Source organism: Actinophytocola sp., assembly GCF_036402745.1.
In the GTDB taxonomy this organism is placed as follows: Bacteria; Actinomycetota; Actinomycetes; order Mycobacteriales; family Pseudonocardiaceae; genus Actinophytocola.
This window is the reverse complement of sequence record NZ_DASWSJ010000255.1, coordinates 1-21,051: the sequence shown is the minus strand read 5'-3', so window position 1 is coordinate 21,051 and position 21,051 is coordinate 1. Positions and strand designations below refer to the sequence as shown.

Below are 21,051 nucleotides of genomic sequence, written 5' to 3'. Positions count from 1 at the left end.
CCTACTTCTTGAGCTTGCGACGCTGCACTCGCGTCTTGCGCAGCAGCTTGCGGTGCTTCTTCTTCGACATGCGCTTGCGGCGCTTCTTGATGACCGAGCCCATGTGGGTCCCTTGCTGTAGTCGGTGGTCGATCTTGCCTGGGCGGCTACGACCACTTCGACCGGCAGGTCACGGACGTGCTCGAAATAGCCAGGCGCAACGGTCATCCAGGTTACCCGGACGTCATCCTCCTCCGGTCACCGGCTCTAGCCAGCGTCGAAATAGGCGCTGCGCAGGTAGTCGTTGACCGCCTTCTCGGGCACGCGGAAGGACTTGCCCACGCGGACCGCGGGCAGCTCTCCGTTGTGCACCAAGCGGTACACCGTCATCTTCGAAACCCGCATCACTGTGGCGACCTCGGCGACGGTCAGGAACTGCACCTGCGCGAGACCTGGATGCTCCGGATCGTTCTTGTTAGCCGGCATGCTCACCGAGCCCTTCGACACGCATCGCGCCGTCGGCTTCCCCACCGACGGGTTCGACACGCACGTGCTTCACCCGAGAGTAGCGGGACTGGTGTGACTCATGCGACGCCGTGGACGAAATTTACGCCGAGCGGCGGGTGGGACGGGCGCGTCCGGGGTTCGTCAGACGTGCCCTGGTTGGCTGGTGTTTCGGGTTCGACACCAGCCAGCTAGTTTTCGTCGTGCGCGCGGCCGAGCTCCTGCGAGCGGTCGCGGGCGGCCTCGATGGCGGCCAGCAGCGCGGCCCGGACGCCGTGTTTCTCCAGCTCCCGGATGGCCATGATGGTGGTGCCGGCCGGCGAGGTGACCGCCTCGCGCAGGATCACCGGGTGCTCGCCGGTCTTCGCGAGCATCGTGGCCGCGCCGACCGCGGACTGGATGATCAGCTTCTCCGACACCGCCCGCGGCAGCCCGAGCAGGATGCCGGCGTCGATCATGGCCTCGACGAGGAAGAAGAAGTAGGCCGGGCCGGAGCCGGACAGGGCCGTGACGGCGTCCTGCTGCGACTCGGGCACCCGGATCACCATGCCGACCGTCGAGAGCACCTGCTCGACGGTAGCCAGGTGCTCGGCGGTGGCGTGGCGGCCCGGCGAGATGGCGCTCATCGCCTCGCCGACGACCATCGGCGTGTTGGGCATGACGCGCACGACCGGGACGCCCTCGGGCAGCCGCCGCTCGTAGAGGGCGGTCGGCAGCCCGGCGCACAGCGAGACGATCAGCGTGCTGGTGTCGACGGCGGGCCCGAGCTCGTCGAGCAGCGGCTCGATGTCCTGCGGCTTGACGGCGACGACGAGGACCCCCGCCTCCTTGGCGGCGGTGGCCACGTCGACGCCGCGGATGCCGTAACGGGTGGTCAGCTCGGTCGCGCGGTCCGGGTGGCGCTCGGTGAACATGAGCTCGTCCGCGCGCCGGCCGCCGGTGAGCAGGCCGGAGAGGAGCGCCTCGCCGATCTTGCCGGCCCCGAGGACCGCGATGGCGGGCTTGTCCGCGTCAGTCATGCACATCAGCCTGCCACGGACCGCTACCGTCCACGGTCATGCCCGTCGCTCTGCAGATCGTCCTCGGGATCGGCATCGCGCTGCTGATCGCGGCCTTCGTCCTGCGCCGCGGGCGGCCCGCGCCGCCACCCCCGCCGGCGGTGCCGGTGACCGAGGAGCTGGTCGTCCGGCTGCGGGCCCTGCTGGCAGAGAACAAGAAGATCCACGCGATCAAGGAGCTGCGCCAGCGCACCGGCCTGAGCCTGGTGGACGCGAAGAACTACGTGGAGCGCCTGCCTCCGTCCGGCCCGGTCCCGCCGCCGCCGGACCTGGCGGCCGGGGTGAGCGAGGAGGCGCTCGCGCGGGCGAGCGGGCTGGTGGCGAACGGCAAGATCGTCGCCGCGGTGAAGGTGGTCCGGGACGACACCGGCTGGCCGCTCAAGCAGGCCAAGGACGTGGTGGACCGGCTGCGCGCGAACCAGCCCAGGCGCCGCGACGACGGCATCGGCTACTTCGGCGGCTTCGGCCCCTCCTGACGGCCGGGCGCTGAGCGGCCAGGGGCGGACCGATCAGGGCTTCGGACCGGTCAGGGCTTCGCGGACAGGGCCAGCTGGCGGGACTGGCACACGAGCCGGCCCGTCGAGTCGACCACCGTGGCGTCGGCGTCGAACCAGGGGCCGTGCACGGCCCTGGAGTCGACCTGGACGCGCAGCCAGCCCGGGGCCGGGCGGGAGCGCAGCAACGCCGTCAGCTGGACCGTGGGGGTCCAGCCGAACCGGCCCAGGTTGAACGTCACCGGCATCGAGATGTCGCCCGCCAGCAACGCGAACAGCGGGTCCACCTGCTCACCCCGCGGCCGCACCCACAGCCGCAGCCGCGGCGGGTCACCGGTGTGGCCGTGGAGGAAGCCCGCGCCGTTGGGGTCCAGGCGGACGTCGCAGCTCGAGGTGAGGCGGAACACCGAGGCCATCGGCAGCGCGGCCAGGTCCACGGCGTTGCCGGGGGGCTCCGCGGGCTGGTTCGGTAAGTCCGACCAGGCCGCGCGCTCGCGCGGCAGCCGGCCGGTGGTGACCACCCCCTCGACGCAGGAATGGCCCCTCTGTTCCAAGTAGACACTCACGACGGTGGCCTGCCGGCCGGACTTGCGCACGTCCGTCCGCAGCAGGACCGGGCCCACCTCGGGTGGGCGGAGGAACTGGGCGCTGACCGCCAGCGGGTCGGCCATCGGCGTGCCGGAGCTGGCCGTCGCCACCGCGGCCCGGGCGAGCAGCGACAGCAGAAACCCCCCGTGCGGCTTGCCACCCACCGTCCACGCGCTGCCGAGCTCAGCGGTGAACGTGCCGTCACCGAGCGAGCGCACCCGCGACGCCGCCGCGAACGGACCGACGGCCGCGCCCCGGGCATCGCCCTGCCCCGCAAGACTGCTCATGATTATTACCCTGCCACGTTGGGTGGAGCTTGATCGGACCGCGTCGGAGAAGGCCGCGCTACGTGCGGGAAGTCAACGCACGCAAGAAGAACGCGGTGTTCGCGGGCCGCTCGGCGAGTCGCCGCATGAGGTAGCCGTACCACTGCACGCCGTAAGGAACGTAGACCCGGACCGTGTGCCCGAGCGCCGCCAGCCTGCGCTGTTCCTCCGGCCGGATCCCGTACAGCATCTGGTACTCGAAGCTGCCGGGCTTGCGGCCGTGGTACTCCGCGCGCGCCTCCGCGATCGGCACGAGGCGCGGGTCGTGTGTGGCGAACATGGGAAAGCCGTCGCCGGCGAGCAGCGCGTTGACACACCGCACGTAGCTCAGGTCGACGTCGTGCATGTCCTGGAACGCCACCGAGGCCGGCTCGGCGTAGGCACCCTTGCACAGCCGCACCCGCGAGCCCGAGCCGGCGAGCCGGACGCAGTCCTCCTCGGTGCGGTGCAGGTAGGCCTGCAGGACCGCGCCCACCCACGGCCACGTCCGGCGCAGCTCGTCGAGCACGCGCAGGGTGGAGTCGGTGGTCGTGTGGTCCTCCATGTCGAGGGTCACCGTGGTGCCGCACTGCTCGGCCGCGGCGCAGATGCGCGACGCGTTGGACAGCGCGAGGCCCTCGTCGAGCAGCTGTCCGACCGCGGACAGCTTCACGCTGACCTCGGCGCTGTGCGCCAGGCCCTCGGCGTGCAGCGCGTCGAGGACCTCGAGGTAGGCACGCACGGTCTGCTCGGCGAGCTGGGCGTCGGTGGTGTCCTCGCCGAGGTAGTCGAGGGTGACCGTGAGGCCGGCGTCGGCCAGGGTCCGGGTGACCTCGATGGCGTCGGCGGTGGTCTCACCGGCCACGAACCGGCGCACCACGTCCCTGCTCACCGGAGCGGTCGCGACGACCCGACGGATCACGTCGTTGCCGGCCGCGGCCAGGATCAAGCTACGTAGCGGGTTCACAAAAGCTCCCATTCCACGCAAATGGGCGCCCCGCCCCATCCGACGGGTGCCTCGGAGCGAGACTTTACGGTGCGCCCGGCTCAGGCGTCTCCTGTCGGGCCTTGATTGGACAAGACCCGAACAGCACCACGGTCGTGTACCGGTCGAGCCCGGCTCGGCGTTACTGGCCGAGGTGCAGCCGGGCGAACAGCAACGCCTCGGCGAGGTCCTTCGCGCGGTCGGCCTGGCCCTTCGCGCGGCGGGTGTTGATCTCCACCACGACCTGGCCCTCGAAGCCGCTCGTGGCCAGCCACTCGCATACCTCGGCACACGGCTGGCCGCCCCGGCCGGGCACCAGGTGCTCGTCGCGGGGCGCGCCCGTGCCGTCGGCGAGGTGCAGGTGGCCCAGCGCCCGGCCCATCCGCTTGGCCAGCGCGAACGCGTCGACGCCGGCGGCGGCCGTGTGGGACAGGTCGAGCGTGTAGCTGGCGTAGCCGACGTCGGTGGGGTCGATCGACGGGTGGAACGCCGACATCTCGCTGCCGAAGCGCCGGACGGGGAACATGTTCTCCACCGCGATCGCCACCCCGCTCTCCGCGGACAACGCGTGCACCAGGTCGGCGAAGCCGTCGGCGTACTTGCGCTGCCAGCGGAACGGCGGGTGGATCACGACCGTCGGCGCGTCCAGGTCGACCGCGGCCTGCACCGACCGGCGCAGCCGCTCCTCGGGCCGGGGCGACCAGACCCGCTGGGTGATGAGCAGGCAGGGCGCGTGCACAGCCAGGACCGGCACCCCGGTCTGCCGGGACCGCCGGCGCAGCGCCATGGGGTCCTGGCTGATGGGGTCGGCCCAGACCATCACCTCGACGCCGTCGTAGCCCAGCTCGGCCGCGAGCTCGAACGCCGAGGTCGCGGTCTGCGGCCACACGGACGCCGTGGACGTACCGATCCGGATGCCGGGCACGGCCGGGTCAGCGATTCACCAGCAGCAGGACCACCGGCGAGACCGTGGCGAGCAGCCCGACCAGCACGGCGAACACCATGGTCTGCAGGTCCTCGGCGCGGCGGATCTTCCGCACGATCAGCACCATGCCGGCGATGACCAGCAGCGCGAGCACGAGCGCGGCCTGCGGCAGCGTGCCCCACAGCCAGTTGAAGCCCAGCCACACCGCACCGCCGGCGACGACGCCGAGGGCGAGCTGGCCGGCCATGATCAGCCACTCGCGCAGCGGCGAGGTCTCGGTCAGCTCGTCATCGTCGTCGAGGTCTCGGTCCAGGTCTCGGTCGCGGTCACGATCTCGGTCACGGTCACGGTCGAGGTCGTCGCGGTCGAGGTCGTCGTCGAGCTCCCCGTAGTCGTCGGCCCGGTCGTACCGGTCGTCGCGGTCGTACCGGTCGTCGCGGTCGAAGTCCCGCTCCTGGTAGCCGCCGAGGTAGTCGTCCTCCGGCTCCGGGGGCGCGCCGCGCGGCGGGAACACGGCGGGCTGCATGCGCGTGCGGCTGTCCGGCCCTCCCCGGCGGGGATCCACGTCGGGTCCGGGCCGGCGCAGCTCGCCGCTGTCCGGGCCGGGGCGGCGCGGGTCGCTGTCCGGGCCCTGGCGCCGGGGGTCGGCCACCGGCTCCATCGACGGGTACGTCGGGACCCGCGGCAGCTCCTCGGTCATCGGCTCGCGCGGCGGGGCCTGCGGCGGAGGCGGCGCCTCGCCGCCGTCCAGCCGCGAGCGCAGCGACGGCTGCACCCCGCTGCGCTGGCCCGGCGGCATGCCGTTCGGTGGTACCCGCGGCGGCGGCTTGGGCAGCTGCCCGGACTGCTGCGGGAGCTGGCCCGACGGCTGGGGCAGCGGCTGCGAGGACTGCTGGCGCGGCGGCTGGGAGGACTGCGGGGGCGGCTGGCCCATGCGGTTGCCGCGCACCGGCCGGGTGGACTCCGGCGGCTGCTGGATGGCCGGCATCCGCGGCATCGACGGCGGCCCGACCGGACCACCCTGCGGCGGGCCGAGCGGCAGCCCCGGCTGGGGGCCGGACTGGCCCGGCTGCGGCCGGGGCACCGGCGGCCGCTGCTGCGTCGGCTGCTGGGCCTGCGGCGGCGGCTGCTGAGGCGGCGGCCGGCGGCGCGGCGGGGGCTCGACCGGGCGGTTGAAGCCGGTGTCGCCCCTGCGGTGCGAGGTGCGCGTGGGCGGCGGGGTGTCGTCGCGGATGACCGGCATCTCGCCGCTCTCCGCGTTGACCCTGTCGATGATGGCCTGAGCGCCGGTGTCGTCGTCGTCGGCACGCCGTCGACGACGGCGCGGGGCACGCTCTCCCGCGTCCGCGCCGTACTTGGCGAGCAGCTCAGCAACCGTGCGCTGAGTCGGCTCAGGTCCGCCTTCGTGACTCATTGACTCCACCGTGCCCGGCGTCGGGCGAATCGTCCAGCGCCGGTGCGCTCCTTACGCGACCCGCGGGCACGGGCCACCGATCGAACAGCTGACATTATGGATGCTCCCCCGGCGCGGCCGTCGGCAAGCATCACGAATCCTCACCGTCGGTCTGATCCAACCGCCGCAGGATCACTCCTTCGCGCAGCGCCCAGGGGCAAATCTCCAGCTCGGGGCGGCCCAGCGCACGCATCGTGGCCTGCGCCACCAGAGCCCCCGCCACCAGCTGGTGGGCCCGGTTGGCGCTCACCCCCTCGAGCTCGCCGAGGTCGGCCGTGGACATGCGCGAGATGAACGCGATGAGCTGGCGCAGCCCCGGCTCGGTGAGCACCCGGCGCACCCGGGGGCCGGCCGAGGACGGCGCCGCGCCGGTCAGCCGGGCGAGCGAGCGGAACGTCTTCGAGGTGGCCACCACCCGGTCCGGCTCGCCCTCCTTGGCGATCTTCTTCGCGACCGAGGACAGCTCGTCGGCGAGCCACTCGGCGGTCTTGGTGACCTCCGCGCGACTCGGCGGGTCGCTGGTGAACCGCTCCCGGGTGAGCCTGCCCGCGCCCAGCGGCACCGACCGCGCGTAGTCGGGCTCCTCGTCGACGCCCATCGCGATCTCCAGCGAGCCGCCGCCGATGTCGAGCACCAGGAGCTTGCCCGCGGACCAGCCGTACCAGCGGCGGGCGGCGAGGAAGGTGAGCCGGGCCTCGTCGGTGCCGGTGAGCACCTTCAGCTCCACCCCGGTCTCGTCGGCGACGCGTTGCAGCACCTCGGCGGCGTTGTGCGCGTCGCGGACGGCGGAGGTGGCGAAGGCCATCAGGTCCGCACAACCCAGCTTGCTGGCGGCCTTCTTGGCCTCGGCGACCGTGTAGACGAGGTCGTCGGCGCCCTCGTCGGACAGCGCCCCGGAGGCGGTGATCCGCTCGGCGAGGCGCAGCAGGGTCTTCTCGGACCGGGCCGGCATCGGGTGCGCGCCGCGATGCGCATCCACGACGAGAAGGTGGACGGTGTTGGAACCGACGTCTAACACCCCTAGGCGCACGGAGGGCTAGGTTACCGGTCGGTCGCGGTTCGGGAAGGCTTTCTTCACGATTCGAACTTGTACCCCAGCCCCCGCACGGTCACCAGGTGCCGCGGCGAGGCCGGGTCCGGCTCGATCTTCGAGCGCAGCCGCTTCACGTGCACGTCGAGGGTCTTGGTGTCGCCGACGTAGTCCGCGCCCCACACCCGGTCGATCAGCTGGCCGCGGGTGAGCACCCGGCCGACGTTGCGCAGCAGGTACTCGAGCAGGTCGAACTCCTTGAGCGGCAACGGGATCTCGCCGCCGTCGACGGTGACCACGTGCCGCTCGACGTCCATCCGCACCGGGCCGGCGGCCAGCACCTGCGGCAGCAGCTCGCCGTCGCCGGTCTCGCCGCCGCGGCGCAGCACCGCGCGCACCCGGGCGATCAGCTCCCGCGCCGAGTACGGCTTGGTGACGTAGTCGTCGGCGCCGATCTCCAGGCCGACGACCTTGTCGATCTCGCTGTCCCGGGCGGTCACCATGATCACCGGGACGGTGGAGCGCTGGCGCAGCGCCTTGCACACGTCGGTGCCGCTCATCCCGGGCAGCATCAGGTCGAGCAGCACGATGTCGGCGCCGTTGCGGTCGAACTCCTCGAGCGCCTGCTGGCCGGTGTTGGCCACCGCGGCGGTGAACCCCTCCTTGCGGAGCAGGAACGCGAGCGGGTCGGCGAACGACTCCTCGTCCTCGACGATCAACACCCTGGTCACGGCAGTCCTCCATGGTTGGAACCGTTGTTGGAACCGTTGTGTGCGGGAATGCGCAACGTGAACGTGGAGCCGGTGCCCGGCCGGCTCCAGAGCTTGACCTCGCCGCCGTGGTTGGCCGCGACGTGCTTGACGATGGCGAGCCCGAGCCCGGTGCCGCCGGTGGCCCGCGAGCGCGCCTTGTCCAGCCGGTAGAACCGCTCGAACACCCGCTGCTGTTCCTCCTCCGGGATGCCGATGCCGCGGTCGGTGACCGCGATCTCGACGAACCGGCCGACCTGCCGGCGGCTGATCGACACGGGGCTGCCGGGCGGGGAGTACGCGACGGCGTTCTCCAGGAGGTTGGCCAGCGCGGTCACCAGCAGCGGCCGGTCGCCCTCGACGAGCAGGCAGCTGTCCGGGTCGGTGGCGATGTCGATGCCGGTCGACTCCTGGGCGAGCTGGGAGCGGCCGAGCGCGTCGCGCACGACGGCGTCGACCTCGACGGCGTTCATCGAGGGCAGCCGCTCGGCGCCCTGCAGCCGGGACAGCGCGATCAGCTCGGTCACCAGCGTGCCGAGCCGGGTGGCCTCGTGGAGGATCTTGCCGGTGAACCGGCGGACCGCGGTGGGGTCGTCGGCGGCGTCGAGGACGGCCTCGGCGAGCAGGGCCATCGCGCCGACGGGGGTCTTCAGCTCGTGGCTCACGTTGGCCACGAAGTCACGCCGGGTGGCCTCGAGGCGGACGGCGTCGGACTCGTCGGCCGCGTCGACCGCGAGGAAGCCGTCGCCGAGCGGGCGGATCTCGCCGCGCACCGCCTCCGGGCCGCGGCCGAACGGGACCCCGCGTTCGGCGGGGGTCAGCTCGATCTCGACCGGCTCGCCCGTCTCGAGGACGAGCTCGGCGGCCCTCTTGGTCCGGGTGTCCACCCGCCGGTTGCGCACCACGCCGAGCTCGACCGCGCGGGCGTTGTACTGCACGGTGTCGCCGAACTCGTTGAGGATCACGATCGCGTTGTGCGAGGACTGCACGAGCCGCTGGACCAGTACCGAGATGCTCGGGCCGGCCGGCGACTCTGTCGGCGGCCGGCTACGAGCCCTGGCGATCCCGAAGCCGGCCACGAGGCCGACCAGCAGCGCGCCGGCTGTCGGGAGGATCCAGACCAAGTCGGTCACGGGCGAATCGTAAGCAGGTCATGGGTGGTGTGGACCAGTCCGGCACGGCCCGGAGTGACGGTCACGACATCAAATGAGATGTTGTTCGTTCGGCCGTCAGCCCTTGTTCACCCGATCGTGTCCAATCGGGCCAGGTCATCCTGGGTGAGCCGGAGCGCGCCCGCGGCGACGTTCTCCGCCACGTGATCCGGGTTGCCGGTGCCCGGGATCGCCAGCACGTTCGGGCTCTTGTGCAGCGTCCAGGCCAGCCGGACCTGCGCGGGCGTCACGTCGTGAGTCTTCGCGACCTCCTCGACGACCGCGGCCGCGGCTGCCTCGACGGCGGTCTGCGCCTGGCTCCTCGGCGCGCCGCTCACCGACCCGCCGCTCGCGATGGCGAAGAACGGCACGAACGCCACGCCGTGCTGGGCACAGAGCTCGATGAGCGCGTCGTCCTCGCGGGCGGTGGTCAGCGAGTACTGGTTCTGCACGCACACGACCGGTGCGACGCTCAGCGCCTCGGTGAGGTGCTCGGCGGTGACGTTGGAGATGCCGAGGTTGCGGATCAGGCCCTCGTCACGCAGCTCGGCCAGCGCGCCGAACCGGTCGGCGAGCGAGCCCTGGCCGCGCTCGAGTGCCTCGCCGATGCGCAGGTTCACCACGTCCACGTGGTCGCGGCCGAGCTGGCGCAGGTTCTCCTCGACCTGGCCGCGCAGCTGCTCGGGCCGGGCCTGCGGCAGCCACTCGCCGGACGGGCCGCGGCCGGGCCCGACCTTCGTGGTGATCACGAGGTCGTCCGGGTAGGGCGCGAGCGCGGTGTTGATCAGCTCGTTGGCCGAGCGCAGCGCGGAGAAGTAGAACGCGGCCGTGTCGATGTGGTTCACGCCGAGCTCGATCGCCCGGCGCAGCACGGTGACCGCGGTGTCCCGGTCGCTCGGCGAGCCGTCGGCCTTCGACATGAGCCGCATGGCCCCGAAGCCGAGCCGGTTGACGGTGCGATCGCCGAGCCGCCAGGTCCCCGAGTCGGCCGCCGTGATGGTGTCTGTGGTCATGTCCCCAGCTTGTCCCCGGCACGTTTCGCCTGCTCGCTTTGGCAACTTGTTGCCGATCCGTGCGGCAGGGATGCGGCGAAGGCAGACTTCGAGGTATGGAGAGCGCCCAGGTCGCGATCGTGCGCGACGAGGAGGAGCTGTTCGCCCGTACCGCGCACCTGTTCGCGGCCGCCGCGGACGTCGCGTGTGCGGCCAACGACCTCAACACGTGGCAGGCCAACCGGACCGCCGCCGACGGTGTCGTCCCGCAGCACCGGACGAGTGTGCGGGTGCGCAAGCTGTACCGGCCCGGCGTGCTGCTGAACCCGTCGACCGCGCAGCACCTGGCGTCGCTGCGGCAGGCGGGCGCGGAGATCCGGATCACCCAGGACGAGGTCAACGAGACGATCATCCTCGACCGCAGGGTGGCGATCCTGGCCGGTGACCTCTCCGGCGGCCGGCGCTCCTACAGCGTGATCTCCCAGGCCGAGGTCGTGCAGGGCGTCGCGTCGCTGTTCGAGGCCGCCTGGCGGAGCTCGGTCGAGCTCGCCGTGTACGACGCGCAGCTCGCCGAGCTGCGCTCGCTGGCGCCGCGGGTGCTGGAGCTGCTCGCCACCGGCGGCAAGGACGAGTCCGCCGCGCGGGCGCTCGGGCTCGGCGTGCGGACCTACCGGCGCCGGGTGGCCGAGCTGATGGCCGCGCTGGGTGCCGAGTCCCGGTTCCAGGCGGGGGTGCGGGCGAGGGAGCTCGGCCTGGTCTGAGGTTCGTCACTCAACGGCCAACCACCCGCCAGCCACGTTCCCAACCTCTCGGGTCAGTACCCCTAACGCCCCTGGTTCGCGACGGCCGCGGCGGCCTTCTCGGCCTCCTCCGGGTCGAGGTAGGTGCCGCCCGGGTTCAGCGGCTGCAGGTCGTCGGACAGGTCGTAGCGCAGCGGGATGCCGGTCGGGATGTTGAGGCCCGCGATCGCGTCGTCGGAGATGCGGTCGAGGTACTTCACCAGCGCGCGCAGCGAGTTGCCGTGCGCGGCGACCAGCACCGTCTTGCCCGCGCGCAGGTCCGGCACGATCGCCGACTCCCAGTACGGCAGCATCCGCTCGACCACGTCCTTGAGGCACTCGGTCAGCACCTTGTCGGCGCCGACCCGGATGTAGCGGATGTCCCGGTCCTGGCTGAACTCGCTGCCGGGCTCGATCGGCGGCGGCGGGGTCGCGTACGACCGGCGCCAGATCATGAACTGCTCCTCGCCGAACTCCTCCATGGTCTGCTTCTTGTTCTTGCCCTGCAGCGCGCCGTAGTGCCGCTCGTTGAGCCGCCAGTCCCGGCGCACATCGATCCAGTGCCGGTCGGCCACGTCGAGCGCGATGTTCGCGGTGTTGATCGCGCGGCGCAGCAGCGAGGTGTGCACGACGTCGGGCAGCAGCTCGTTCTCGACGAGCAGCTCCCCGGCGCGGCGGGCCTCGGCCTCACCCTTCGCGGACAGGGCGACGTCGACCCAGCCGGTGAACAGGTTCAGCGCGTTCCACACGCTCTCGCCGTGCCGGAGCAGAATGAGGGGCCCCAGCGTGGAGCCGTTCTGGTGCATCGATCCAGCCATGACCCGAAGCGTGCCAGATCACGGGTCCTCGTGTCTCACCACCCGTTTGGGGGGACGAGAGAGGGCCGAAACCACGGTTAGTTGACTTTTCAGATTGCTTCGTGACCGAATAGTTACCTACGGAACGTTATTATCCCCGCTAGTGGTATCCGGTGGCCTTGTGTAACCGCCCGACTTCTGACAGGTTGACACCGCCCTACCGGATCAGCTCCCACGCACTCCCTGATCCGAGAGGGCAGCAGTGCGGCTCGTCTCCCCTGCCGAGCCGCACCCCGCCCGGAATCCCAGGGTGCCCCCCGCTCAGGGCTCCGACGCGGCGGGAACCCACGCGGAGCGGCTCGAGATCGCGACTCCCCCCTCGCTCGAGCCGCTCCGCGAGCCCCGCCTCGATCCCGGACTCACGGCTCGCGGCGAGTCGGGCTGAGCAGGTGCTCGAACGCCTTCAGGTTCGCCAGGGACTCGCCGCGCGACACCCGCCAGTCGTACTCGCGCCGGATCGAGGTGGCGAAGCCGATCTCCAGCAGCGTGTTGAAGTCGCCGTCCGCGGCCTCGACCACCTGCCCGAGGATCCGGTCCAGCTCGTCGGCGGTCACCGCGTCCAGGCCCACCCGGCCGACGAGGTAGATGTCGCCGACCTTGTCGATCGTGTAGTGCACGCCGTAGAGCTTCGCGTTGCGCCGCAACAGGAACCGGTACACCGCCTCGTGCGCCTCGGCCGGCTTGCGGCAGACGAACGCCTCCACGACCAGCGCGTGCCGGCCGACCTGCAGCCAGCAGTTGGTCTGCAGCTTCTTGGTGCCCGGCAGCGTGACGAAGAACCGGCCGGCCGACGGGTGGTCGTAGGTGAGCTCCCGCTCGTCGAGCGCGTCGGTGATGACCTTGTCGAGACCGGTCACACGGCCACCCCCGTGTCGAACACGGCGCGGCGGAACGCGCCGGCGGCCTCGACGTAGCCGGCGACCAGCGCGTCGGTGGTGCGGTCCCAGGAGAACTCGCTGGCGTGCGCGACCGCACCCGCGGCGAGCCGGGCGCGAACCCCGGGGTCGAGCGCGACCCGGCACAGCGCCTCGGCCCAGGTGCCCGGGTCGTGCCCGCGCACCAGCAAACCGGACGACCGGTCCGCGACGGCCACCGGCAGCCCGCCGACCGCGGCGGCCACCACCGGCGTGCCACACGCCTGGGCCTCCAGCGCGACCAGGCCGAAGGACTCGTTGTGACTGGGCACGGCGACCACGTCGGCGGCCCGGTAGACGTCGACGAGCGCGGCGCCCCGGCGCGGCGGCAGGAAGCGCATGACGTCGGCGATGCCGAGCTGGGCGGCCAGCTCGTGCAGCGCGGTGGGCGCCTCGAGGCCGGTGCCCGACGGCCCGCCGGCGACCACGACGGTGAGCTTGTCGCGCGGCACGGCGCCGCGGGCGAGCAGCTCCGCGGCGGCCCGCAGCAGCACGTCGGGTGCCTTGAGCGGCTGGATCCGGCCCACGAACGCGAGCACGACGGCGTCCGGGCGGATGCCGAGCGCGGCGCGGGCGGCGGCCCGGTCACCCGGGCGGAACAGGTCGAGGTCGACGCCCGGCGCGACGGTGTTGACCTTGTCCGGCGCGGCTTCGTAGAGGTCGACCAGCTGGTGGGCCTCGACCGCGGTGTTGGCGATGAGCTGGTCGGCCTGGTCGACCACCTGCTGCTCGCCGATCTCGCGGGTGCGCGGCTCGGGGGTGTCCCCGGCGGCGAGCGCGGCGTTCTTGACCTTGGCCAGCGTGTGCGCGGAGTGCACGAGCGGCACGCCCCAGCGGTCCCGGGCGAGCCAGCCGACCTGGCCGGAGAGCCAGTAGTGGGAGTGCACGAGGTCGTAGTAGCCGGGCTCGTGGCGTGCCTCGGCCCGCAGCACGCCGGCGGTGAACGCGCACAGCTGCGCGGGCAGCTCGTCCTTGCCGAGGCCCTCGAACGGGCCGGCGTGCACGTGCCGGACCAGCACGCCCGGCGCGAGCTCGGCGACCGGTGGCAGGTCGGAGGACGTGGCCCGGGTGAACACCTCGACGGCGATGCCGCGGCGGGCCATCCGGGTGGCGGTCTGGGTGATGTAGACGTTCATGCCGCCGGCGTCGCCGGTGCCCGGCTGCTCGAGCGGCGAGGTGTGCACGGAGAGCACGGCGACCCGGTTTGGCGGCCGGTGCAGCCGGATGACGGCACCGTCGTTGGCACTGCTGGCTACCCGCACATCCACTCCCGACTAGTGGCTGGTGGTCGATCCCGCGAACGCACGCAGGACCGCGTTGAACTCGTCGGCCTCTTCCGCGAACGGCAGGTGGCCCACGTTCGTAAACCAACGCAGGGAGGCGCCGGGAATCTTCCCCGCCGCGTACTCGGCCGCCCGCGGGCTGATCACCCGGTCCCGCTCGCCGTGCACGACCAGCGCCGGCACGGACACCGCGGCCAGCACGTCCGCGCTGCCGAGCCGCCGCCGGAACAGCGCCTTGCGTACGGCCGGCGGCACCCGCAGCATGTCGGCGAGCCGCCGCTGCACGTCCGGGCCGGGCGCGGGGGTGGCGGTCAGGTCGGCGGCCAGCGTGGCGAGCGCGGGGACCGCGACCGCCGGGTCGGCCGACAGCGCCGGGCGCATGATGCCGTCCCAGGCCGGGCCGACCTCGCCGCCGGGGTGGTCGCCGATCTCGGTGAGCGCGCCCACCAGCACGACGCCGTTGAGCTTGGCCGAGCCGTGCACGCGCAGGTAGTCGGTGATGACCAGGCCGCCGTAGGACCAGCCGACGAGCACCGCCGGACCGGTGCGCTCGAGCACCGCGGCGACGTCGCCGGCCCAGGTGGCCGGGTCGTCGTAGCCCCCGTCGGGGGTGCCGGACTCGCCGTGCCCGCGCAGGTCGAGCGCCACGAGCCGGTGGTCCGCGGCGAGCGCGAGCTGGTTCACCCAGGCGAGACTGCTCGAGCCCCAGCCGTGCAGCAGGACGATCGGCGGGCCGGCCGGATCGCCGGCCTCACGCACGGCGAGCCGGGTGCCGCCGGCACCGGTGAGGTACCGCAGCTCCGGCGTCACAACGCGGACATCGTCTGCCACTGGCTCCACGGGATCAACCAGTCGTACACGTCCGACGTGGCCGGGAAGTTGGCCTTTGAGCCGGTGATCTCGACCGGGTCGCCGACGAGCGCGCTGTCGAAGTACCTCTTGGCGTCGGGCTCGAGGAGGTTCACGCAGCCGTGCGAGCTGTTGCGGTTGCCGATGTTGGCGTGGTTCTCCTCGTTCTCGTGGATGAACTCGCCGTGGTTGGAGATGCGGACGGCCCACTTCTTCTTGACGTTGGTGTAGCCGTAGCGCGGGTTGGAGAAGTCGCCGACCGGCTCCTTCGACATCACGATCACGGTGCCGTTGGGGGTGTTGAGGTTGGGGTCGGCGTCCTTGCCGTTGCTGGACGGGTAGCTCGCGAACAGCGCGCCGCCGCGGTACACGTTCATCTTGTGGTCCGGCGTGTTGATCTTGACGACCTGGTTGCGGCCGACGGTGAACGCGGTGGACAGGTCGGCCTTGCCGAACGCGCCGCCGCCGAAGCTGAGGCCGTACAGCTTGGCGGTCACGGTGACCTTGGTGTTGGCCGGCCAGTACACCTTGGGCCGCCAGTCGACCTGCTGGTCGTTGAGCCAGCCCCACGCGCCCTCGACGGGCTGGGAGGTCTCGACCTTGAGCGCCTTCTCCACGGCCGCGCGGTCGGGGACCGGGCCCTCGGGGAACTTGACGCTGACCGGCATGGCGACGCCGACCGTGGCGTTGTCGCCGGGGTTGATCGTGGCGCGCGGGGTGGAGGCGGGGGCGAGCGTGGTGAAGCTGCCCTCCTGCGTCGACTCGTCGCCGCTCTTGTTCTTGGCGGTGGCCGTGTACTTGTAGGTCTTGCCGTAGCCGAGAACCTCGCCGCTGCTCCAGCTGAGCTTGTCGGCGGCGAGCTGGCCGGTGATCGGCTTGCCCTCGGGGTTGGTCACGGTGGCGGCGGTGAGCTCGCCGCCGTCGACGGTGATCTTGATCGGGTTGAGGACCGAGACGTCCTTGGCGCCGTCGGCCGGGGCGAAGATGATCTTTGCGGCCAAGGCCTTCTGCGCCTTGGGGCCCTGGCCGAAGCCACCACCGCCGCCGCCGGAGCCGGAGGTGCACGCCGCGAGCAGCACGAGGCCCGCGAGCAGAGCGGCGACCGAGCCGAACAACCGCTGTGATCTCACCGTGATAAACCTCCGCCTGAGTCTGGCCCTCGTGTTGTGAGGACGCCCGGGAGCGGGACGAGGTGCGCGTGGAAGAGTGTGACAGTGGTCATACTCGCCTTCACACTCGGCTGGATACCCCCGAGAGAAAGATCCCTAACGTGAACAACCGCGGCACCGCCATCATTACCGGAGCGAGCTCGGGAATCGGCGCGGCCACCGCCCGCCGGCTCGCGGCGGAGGGCTTCGATGTGGTGCTCGGTGCCCGCCGCATGGACCGCCTCTCCGACCTTGCCTCGGAGATCGGCGGCGTGGCGCTCCCACTGGATGTGACGTCGCCCTCGTCGGTCGCCTCGTTCGTCGCGTCGGTGCAGGCCTGCCGGGTGCTGGTGAACAATGCCGGCGGCGCCCGCGGCCTCGAGCCGGTCGCGTCGGCGGACGAGGACCACTGGCGCTGGATGTGGGAGACGAACGTCCTCGGCACCCTGCGGATGACCAAGGCGCTGCTGCCGTCGCTGATCGAGTCCGGCGACGGCCACGTGGTCACCGTCACATCGATCGCGGCGGTCGAGGTCTACGACAACGGCGCCGGCTACACCAGCGCGAAACACGCGCAGTCCGCATTGCACCGGACATTGCGGGGCGAACACCTCGGCGAGCCCATTCGGTTCACCGAGATCCTTCCCGGCATGGTCGAGACGGAGTTCTCCGTGACCCGCTTCGAGGGCGACGCCACCCGCGCCGACGGCGTGTACGCGGGCCTGACCCCGCTCACCGCCGACGACGTGGCCGACACGATCGCGTTCGCGGTCACCCGCCCGGCACACGTGGACATCGACGAGATCGTGCTCAAGCCCCGCGCCCAGGCCTCGGCCACCCGCGCCCACCGCGACGCTGTAAGGGATTAGAGCTCGCAGCCCACCAGCACCGGCTCCGGGTGCAGGTCCACGCCGAACGCCACCCGGACGCCGTCGCGGATCTCGCGGGCCAGCGCGAGCAGGTCGCCGGTGGTGGCCTCGCCGCGGTTGGCCAGGGCCAGCGTGTGCTTGCCGGACAACGTGACCCGGCCGCCCGGCCCCGGGTAGCCCTTCGAGAACCCGGCCCGCTCGATGAGCCACGCGGCCGACAGCTTCGACGCGCCGACACCCGCCGGGTACTGCGGCACCGGCACGTCCGCGCCCACCCGCGCGCCGATCCGGGACAGCACGGCACCGAGGTCACGCTGGAGCACGATCGGGTTGGTGAAGAACGAGCCGACGCTCCACGTGTCGTGGTCGTCCTCGTCGAGCACCATGCCCTTGCCGCGGCGCAGCTCCAGCACCGCCTGCCGGGCCTGCTCCACGGGGACCTGGCGGCCCTGGCGCACCCCGAGGACCCGGGCCAGCTCGGTGTAGCGGATCGGCGCGGACAGGCCGCCGTCGGCGAGCTCGAAGCGGACCCGCAGGACCACCGCGCGCTCGGTGCCCTTCAGCACGCTGGTGCGGTAGCCGAGGCCCAGCTCGTCCGTGCCGAGCGTGCGGACCTCGCCGGCCGCGCGGTCGAGCAGGTCGACCGACATCAGCAGCTGCGCGACCTCGACGCCGTACGCGCCGACGTTCTGCACGGGCGTCGCGCCGACCGAGCCCGGGATGCCGGACAGGCACTCGAGCCCGCCGAGCCCGGCCTCGACGGTCCGGCAGACCACCGCGTCCCAGTCCTCGCCGGCCTCGACGGTCAGCGCGACCCGGCCGTCGCCGAGCGAGTCGATCTTGCTGCCCTGGTTGGCGACGTGCACGACCGTGCCGTCGAACCCCTCGTCGGCGATCACCAGGTTGGACCCGCCGCCGAGCACCAGCACGGGCTCGCCCCGGCCGTCGGCGGATCTGACCGCGGCGGCGACGTCCTCGGCCGTGCCGGCGGCCACGAACCGGGCGGCGGGGCCGCCGAGCCGCAGCGTGGTGTACCCGGACAGGGGGACCGCGGAGCGGGCCACGACCCCGTCCGCACCGAGGGGGAGGCTGGTCATGGGCTCCAACGGTAACCTCCGTCGCATGGCAACCAGCCTCGAGCACCGGTCCACCTACCCCGCACCGCCCACAGTGGTCTACTCCACCCTCGTTGACGAGGCGTTCCTCGCCGCGCGTCTGCGGGGCATCGGCGGCAAGGGCGCGGCGCTGCTCGAGCACTCGCTCTCCGACTCCCGCGCGGCGTTCCGGATGCGGCAGGGCGTCGACGCGTCCCGGCTGCCGGGCGCGGTCCGGTCGATCCTCAACGGCGACCTCGTGGTCGAGCGCGAGGAGCGCTGGGAGCCCGCGGACGGCGGGTACGCGGGCACCAGCCGGGTGACGATCTCGGGGGTGCCGGGCGAGATCCGCGGGCGGTCCCGCATCGAGGCCGCGTCCACCGGCACGGCGCTGGTGGTCACCGCGCAGGTGAAGGTCAGCATCCCGCTGGTCGGCGGCAAGCTGGAGAAGGTCGTCGCCGAGCAGGTCGGCAAGCTGCTGGCCACCGAGGCCGAGTTCGCCGAGAAGTGGCTGGCCGAGCGCGCCTAGGTGGCCCGCAGGGGTCGCCGACGCGGGGCACGACCAACCCGAACCGGCTGCGCCGGGCGGACCGGTGGATGGCCGGCTCGCGGCTCGTCCGCGCGGCGCTGCGCGGCGCCACGGACCCGCTCGTCGTCGACGTCGGGTACGGCGCCTCGCCGGTGACCACCGTCGAGCTCGCGGCCCGGCTCGCGACCGTGCGGGCGGACGTCCGGGTGCTGGGGCTGGAGCTGGATCCCGAGCGGGTCGCGGCCGCCGTGCCCGCCGCCGACCCGCCGCGGCTGACGTTCGGCCGGGGTGGCTTCGAGCTGGCGGGCACCCGGCCGGTGCTGGTGCGGGCGTTCAACGTGCTGCGCCAGTACACCGAGGCGGAGGTCGCGGCCGCGTGGTCGACGATGCTCGGCCGGCTCTCGCCGGGCGGGCTCCTCGTCGAGGGCACGTGCGACGAGCTGGGCCGGCGCTGCTGCTGGGTGACCCTGTCGGCGGCGGGGCCGGCGCTGTTCACGCTGGCGTGCCGGCCGGCGGACCTGGCGCAGCCGTCGGACCTGGCGGAGCGGCTGCCGAAGGCGCTGATCCACCGCAACGTGCCCGGCGAGCCGGTGCACGCCCTGTTCGCGGCGCTGGACCGGTGCTGGGCGACCGCGGCCCCGTTCACCGCGTTCGGCCCGCGCGCCCGCTGGGTGGAGACCGCACGGCTGCTGGCGGCCGACGGCTGGCCGGTCCGCGACGACCGCAAGCGGTGGCGGCTCGGCGAGCTGACCCTCGACTGGGCCGCCGTCACCCCCGGCGGCTGACCCCGCTGCTCAGCGCGGCGGCAGCACCCACGACGGCAGCGGCTCGCACGCCTGGCGCCACTGCGCCGGAATCCCCGCCGAGCCGACCCGGCCGGCCACGATCCCACCCACGATCGCGCACACCGTGTCCACGTCCTCGGCCACCGGCGCGGCGGTCCAGACCGCCTCGGGGTAGTCGTCGAGGTGCCGGATCGCGACCCACAGCGCGAGCGGCACGGTGTCCGGCGCGCTGAGCCGCCGGCCGTTGCCGAGCGCCGACGCGGCGTCGGCCGGGTCGGCGTCCTGGATGGTCGTCGCGAGCCGGATGCCGTCGTGGACCTGGCCGGGCGGGGTGTGCTCGAGCACGGCGGCGACGAGCTCGCCGACCGGCGCCCCGCTGGCCGCGAGCGCCGCGGCCACCGCGGTGGCGACGGCACCGGCCACGCCCTCCGGGTGGGTGTGCGTCACCTGCGCCGCCACCGCCGCCTCGCGGGCCGCCGTGGCCGGGTCGCCGGCGAACCAGGCGCCGAGCGGCGCGATCCGCATGGCCGCGCCGTTGCCCCACGAGCCCGCGCCGCCGAAGGTCTCGGTCGCCAGCTCGCGCAGCGAGACCCGCCGGAGGCCGACCTCGCGGATCATCGCGTCGATGCCGGGGCCGTAGTGGCGGTCGACGTCGTAGTGCGCGACGAAGCTCTCGGCGAGCGCGTCGGCGTCGATGCGCCCGTGCGCGGCCAGGACGTGCACCACCGAGCAGGCCATCTCGGTGTCGTCGGTCCACCGCCACGGCGCCGCGGGCAGCCGGCGCTCGACCGCGCGGGCCGGCAGCGCCAGCTGGTCGCCGAGGGCGTCGCCGACCGCGGTGCCGGCGAGGCTGGCACGCGCGCGACGCAGTCTGTCGCTCATGTCGTGGTTGGTACCACATTCGGTTTGACCTTGACGTTACGTCAACTTCTATCGTCGGTCGCGGGTCGGAAAGCCCGGCCCGGCGAGACCCGGAGAGCGGTCATGGCGTGGTCGACAGCGCAGGTCGCGCGGATGTCCAAGGTGACGTCGCGGACGCTGCGGCACTACGACGAGATCGGCCTGCTGGCGCCGGCGTGGGTCGGTGCGAACGGGTACCGGTACTACGAGCGGGAGCAGTTGCTGCGGCTGCAGCAGATCCTCGTGCTGCGTGAGCTGGGCGTCGGCCTGGACGCGATCGCCGAGATCGTGCACCAGGGCCGCGACCGGACCGAGGTGCTGCGGCTGCACAGGAAGTGGCTGCTCGCCGAGCGAGACCGGTTCCAGCTGCTGGCCGACACCGTGTCGCGGACGATCGAGGAGCTGGAAGGAGGTGAGGACGCGAGTGCCAAGTCGATGGACCACTGGTTCGAGGGCTTCGACCCGGCGAAGCAGGCCGAGCTCCAGCAGGAGGCCCGGGAGCGCTGGGGCACCGAGCAGGTCGACGCCGCCAACGCGCAGGTCGAGGACAAGTCGCAGCAGTGGTGGCAGGACCAGGGCGCGCGGTGGGCGGCCCACCTGGCCGCGCGAAGTTCGACTAGGGCGTGTCCCGTGGATCTAGGTTTCGGGGTGAAGTAGAACCGGGGTTGTGCTGGAACGTCATGATCTGACTGATTCGGAGTGGGCGCGGCTGGAGCCGTTGTTGCCGGACAGGACGCCGCGTCGGGGTGGTCGGTGGATGGATCATCGGGTGGTGATCGACGCGGTGTTGTGGCGGATCCGAACGGGGACGCCGTGGCGGGATCTGCCGGA

General features: G+C 72.6%; 25 protein-coding genes. 7 read left to right on the top strand and 18 right to left on the bottom strand.

All coding sequences use genetic code 11. The features are described from left to right. Nucleotide 1: 1 nt before the first annotated feature. From VGD70_RS24075 to proC, 3 genes are all read right to left on the bottom strand, one after another. Nucleotides 2-103 carry a 30S ribosomal protein bS22 gene (locus tag VGD70_RS24075; protein ID WP_018684825.1) on the bottom strand — a complete coding sequence of 34 codons (102 nt, stop codon included), beginning with the start codon at nucleotides 101-103 and terminating at the stop codon, nucleotides 2-4. Between the two features lie 143 nt (nucleotides 104-246). Then, entirely contained in the window at nucleotides 247-465 is a 219-nt protein-coding gene (locus VGD70_RS24070) for a helix-turn-helix domain-containing protein (protein WP_331085126.1), read from the bottom strand. Between the two features lie 209 nt (nucleotides 466-674). Further along, on the bottom strand, nucleotides 675-1,502 hold the full coding sequence (gene proC / locus VGD70_RS24065) for a pyrroline-5-carboxylate reductase (RefSeq protein ID WP_331085029.1): 828 nt from the start codon (nucleotides 1,500-1,502) through the stop codon (nucleotides 675-677). A 38-nt stretch (nucleotides 1,503-1,540) separates the two neighbouring features. On the opposite strand from proC, the gene VGD70_RS24060 reads away from it, so the two are divergent. Continuing rightward, nucleotides 1,541-2,017 carry a ribosomal protein L7/L12 gene (locus VGD70_RS24060; RefSeq protein ID WP_331085027.1) on the top strand — a complete coding sequence of 159 codons (477 nt, stop codon included), beginning with the start codon at nucleotides 1,541-1,543 and terminating at the stop codon, nucleotides 2,015-2,017. A gap of 50 nt (nucleotides 2,018-2,067) precedes the next feature. Here the strand turns inward: VGD70_RS24060 and VGD70_RS24055 are convergent, their stop codons facing one another. From VGD70_RS24055 to VGD70_RS24020, 8 genes are all read right to left on the bottom strand, one after another. Further along, the gene (locus VGD70_RS24055; RefSeq protein WP_331085025.1) at nucleotides 2,068-2,910 is read right to left on the bottom strand and encodes a thioesterase family protein; all 843 of its coding nucleotides are present in this window, start codon (nucleotides 2,908-2,910) and stop codon (nucleotides 2,068-2,070) included. Nucleotides 2,911-2,968: 58 nt separating this feature from the next. Then, a complete protein-coding gene (locus tag VGD70_RS24050; RefSeq protein ID WP_331085023.1) occupies nucleotides 2,969-3,895 on the bottom strand; it encodes a proline dehydrogenase family protein in 927 nt (308 codons plus the stop codon). A gap of 160 nt (nucleotides 3,896-4,055) precedes the next feature. Next, a complete protein-coding gene (locus VGD70_RS24045; protein WP_331085021.1) occupies nucleotides 4,056-4,838 on the bottom strand; it encodes a sugar phosphate isomerase/epimerase in 783 nt (260 codons plus the stop codon). Nucleotides 4,839-4,845: 7 nt separating this feature from the next. Beyond that, nucleotides 4,846-6,252, bottom strand: coding sequence for a hypothetical protein (locus VGD70_RS24040; RefSeq protein WP_331085019.1), 1,407 nt, complete (start codon nucleotides 6,250-6,252; stop codon nucleotides 4,846-4,848). A gap of 130 nt (nucleotides 6,253-6,382) precedes the next feature. Then, on the bottom strand, nucleotides 6,383-7,321 hold the full coding sequence (locus VGD70_RS24035) for a Ppx/GppA phosphatase family protein (RefSeq protein WP_331085017.1): 939 nt from the start codon (nucleotides 7,319-7,321) through the stop codon (nucleotides 6,383-6,385). A 44-nt stretch (nucleotides 7,322-7,365) separates the two neighbouring features. Continuing rightward, on the bottom strand, nucleotides 7,366-8,052 hold the full coding sequence (locus tag VGD70_RS24030) for a response regulator transcription factor (RefSeq protein WP_331085015.1): 687 nt from the start codon (nucleotides 8,050-8,052) through the stop codon (nucleotides 7,366-7,368). Then, a complete protein-coding gene (locus tag VGD70_RS24025; RefSeq protein ID WP_331085012.1) occupies nucleotides 8,049-9,203 on the bottom strand; it encodes a sensor histidine kinase in 1,155 nt (384 codons plus the stop codon). Before VGD70_RS24025 ends, VGD70_RS24030 begins: the two co-directional genes overlap by 4 nt. A 107-nt stretch (nucleotides 9,204-9,310) precedes the next feature. Then, nucleotides 9,311-10,234, bottom strand: coding sequence for an oxidoreductase (locus VGD70_RS24020; RefSeq protein WP_331085010.1), 924 nt, complete (start codon nucleotides 10,232-10,234; stop codon nucleotides 9,311-9,313). 95 nt (nucleotides 10,235-10,329) lie between these two features. Between VGD70_RS24020 and VGD70_RS24015 the strand changes: the two genes are divergently transcribed. Further along, a complete protein-coding gene (locus VGD70_RS24015) occupies nucleotides 10,330-10,974 on the top strand; it encodes a DNA-binding response regulator (RefSeq protein WP_331085008.1) in 645 nt (214 codons plus the stop codon). 62 nt (nucleotides 10,975-11,036) lie between these two features. On the opposite strand, the gene VGD70_RS24010 is transcribed toward VGD70_RS24015, so the two are convergent. The 5 genes from VGD70_RS24010 to VGD70_RS23990 form a co-directional block, all read right to left on the bottom strand. Beyond that, nucleotides 11,037-11,810 carry a phosphoglyceromutase gene (locus VGD70_RS24010; protein ID WP_331085006.1) on the bottom strand — a complete coding sequence of 258 codons (774 nt, stop codon included), beginning with the start codon at nucleotides 11,808-11,810 and terminating at the stop codon, nucleotides 11,037-11,039. A gap of 398 nt (nucleotides 11,811-12,208) precedes the next feature. Next, a complete protein-coding gene (locus tag VGD70_RS24005; protein ID WP_331085004.1) occupies nucleotides 12,209-12,706 on the bottom strand; it encodes a YbjN domain-containing protein in 498 nt (165 codons plus the stop codon). Further along, nucleotides 12,703-14,025 carry a D-inositol-3-phosphate glycosyltransferase gene (gene mshA, locus VGD70_RS24000; RefSeq protein ID WP_331085002.1) on the bottom strand — a complete coding sequence of 441 codons (1,323 nt, stop codon included), beginning with the start codon at nucleotides 14,023-14,025 and terminating at the stop codon, nucleotides 12,703-12,705. Before mshA ends, VGD70_RS24005 begins: the two co-directional genes overlap by 4 nt. Before the next feature lie 12 nt (nucleotides 14,026-14,037). Next, complete coding sequence (locus VGD70_RS23995) at nucleotides 14,038-14,877, bottom strand: alpha/beta fold hydrolase (protein WP_414638037.1); 840 nt, start codon at nucleotides 14,875-14,877, stop codon at nucleotides 14,038-14,040. After that, a complete protein-coding gene (locus tag VGD70_RS23990) occupies nucleotides 14,853-16,025 on the bottom strand; it encodes a L,D-transpeptidase (protein ID WP_331085000.1) in 1,173 nt (390 codons plus the stop codon). Before VGD70_RS23990 ends, VGD70_RS23995 begins: the two co-directional genes overlap by 25 nt. Nucleotides 16,026-16,165: 140 nt before the next feature. On the opposite strand from VGD70_RS23990, the gene VGD70_RS23985 reads away from it, so the two are divergent. Then, nucleotides 16,166-16,912 (top strand): SDR family NAD(P)-dependent oxidoreductase, encoded by a 747-nt coding sequence (locus VGD70_RS23985; protein ID WP_331084998.1) that lies wholly within the window; start codon nucleotides 16,166-16,168, stop codon nucleotides 16,910-16,912. Here VGD70_RS23985 and VGD70_RS23980 read toward each other — a convergent pair. Next, the gene (locus VGD70_RS23980) at nucleotides 16,909-18,009 is read right to left on the bottom strand and encodes a UDP-N-acetylmuramate dehydrogenase (RefSeq protein ID WP_331084996.1); all 1,101 of its coding nucleotides are present in this window, start codon (nucleotides 18,007-18,009) and stop codon (nucleotides 16,909-16,911) included. The genes VGD70_RS23985 and VGD70_RS23980 overlap by 4 nt on opposite strands. A 25-nt stretch (nucleotides 18,010-18,034) precedes the next feature. Between VGD70_RS23980 and VGD70_RS23975 the strand changes: the two genes are divergently transcribed. Together VGD70_RS23975 and VGD70_RS23970 are read left to right on the top strand one after the other, a co-directional pair. Beyond that, the gene (locus tag VGD70_RS23975) at nucleotides 18,035-18,535 is read left to right on the top strand and encodes a DUF2505 domain-containing protein (RefSeq protein WP_331084994.1); all 501 of its coding nucleotides are present in this window, start codon (nucleotides 18,035-18,037) and stop codon (nucleotides 18,533-18,535) included. Nucleotides 18,536-18,603: 68 nt separating this feature from the next. Then, the gene (locus tag VGD70_RS23970) at nucleotides 18,604-19,320 is read left to right on the top strand and encodes a class I SAM-dependent methyltransferase (protein ID WP_331084993.1); all 717 of its coding nucleotides are present in this window, start codon (nucleotides 18,604-18,606) and stop codon (nucleotides 19,318-19,320) included. 9 nt (nucleotides 19,321-19,329) lie between these two features. Here VGD70_RS23970 and VGD70_RS23965 read toward each other — a convergent pair whose 3' ends face one another. Then, nucleotides 19,330-20,202: an ADP-ribosylglycohydrolase family protein gene (locus VGD70_RS23965; protein ID WP_331084991.1), complete on the bottom strand. Its 873-nt coding sequence runs from the start codon at nucleotides 20,200-20,202 to the stop codon at nucleotides 19,330-19,332. Between the two features lie 102 nt (nucleotides 20,203-20,304). On the opposite strand from VGD70_RS23965, the gene VGD70_RS23960 reads away from it, so the two are divergent. Then, the gene (locus tag VGD70_RS23960; RefSeq protein ID WP_331084989.1) at nucleotides 20,305-20,877 is read left to right on the top strand and encodes a MerR family transcriptional regulator; all 573 of its coding nucleotides are present in this window, start codon (nucleotides 20,305-20,307) and stop codon (nucleotides 20,875-20,877) included. Between the two features lie 13 nt (nucleotides 20,878-20,890). After that, a partial coding sequence (locus tag VGD70_RS23955; RefSeq protein WP_331085122.1) for a transposase occupies nucleotides 20,891-21,051 on the top strand: 161 nt, incomplete at its 3' end.

What these genes read in the sequence shown, in the direction of transcription:
- VGD70_RS24075 (WP_018684825.1), bottom strand. Translation starts at nt 103, where the DNA reads ATGGGCTCGGTCATCAAGAAGCGCCGCAAGCGCATGTCGAAGAAGAAG.
- VGD70_RS24070 (WP_331085126.1), bottom strand. Translation starts at nt 465, where the DNA reads ATGCCGGCTAACAAGAACGATCCGGAGCATCCAGGTCTCGCGCAGGTG.
- proC (WP_331085029.1), bottom strand. Translation starts at nt 1,502, where the DNA reads ATGACTGACGCGGACAAGCCCGCCATCGCGGTCCTCGGGGCCGGCAAG.
- VGD70_RS24060 (WP_331085027.1), top strand. Translation starts at nt 1,541, where the DNA reads ATGCCCGTCGCTCTGCAGATCGTCCTCGGGATCGGCATCGCGCTGCTG.
- VGD70_RS24055 (WP_331085025.1), bottom strand. Translation starts at nt 2,910, where the DNA reads ATGAGCAGTCTTGCGGGGCAGGGCGATGCCCGGGGCGCGGCCGTCGGT.
- VGD70_RS24040 (WP_331085019.1), bottom strand. Translation starts at nt 6,252, where the DNA reads ATGAGTCACGAAGGCGGACCTGAGCCGACTCAGCGCACGGTTGCTGAG.
- VGD70_RS24020 (WP_331085010.1), bottom strand. Translation starts at nt 10,234, where the DNA reads ATGACCACAGACACCATCACGGCGGCCGACTCGGGGACCTGGCGGCTC.
- VGD70_RS24015 (WP_331085008.1), top strand. Translation starts at nt 10,330, where the DNA reads ATGGAGAGCGCCCAGGTCGCGATCGTGCGCGACGAGGAGGAGCTGTTC.
- VGD70_RS24010 (WP_331085006.1), bottom strand. Translation starts at nt 11,810, where the DNA reads ATGGCTGGATCGATGCACCAGAACGGCTCCACGCTGGGGCCCCTCATT.
- VGD70_RS23980 (WP_331084996.1), bottom strand. Translation starts at nt 18,009, where the DNA reads ATGACCAGCCTCCCCCTCGGTGCGGACGGGGTCGTGGCCCGCTCCGCG.
- VGD70_RS23975 (WP_331084994.1), top strand. Translation starts at nt 18,035, where the DNA reads ATGGCAACCAGCCTCGAGCACCGGTCCACCTACCCCGCACCGCCCACA.
- VGD70_RS23970 (WP_331084993.1), top strand. Translation starts at nt 18,604, where the DNA reads ATGGCCGGCTCGCGGCTCGTCCGCGCGGCGCTGCGCGGCGCCACGGAC.
- VGD70_RS23965 (WP_331084991.1), bottom strand. Translation starts at nt 20,202, where the DNA reads ATGAGCGACAGACTGCGTCGCGCGCGTGCCAGCCTCGCCGGCACCGCG.
- VGD70_RS23960 (WP_331084989.1), top strand. Translation starts at nt 20,305, where the DNA reads ATGGCGTGGTCGACAGCGCAGGTCGCGCGGATGTCCAAGGTGACGTCG.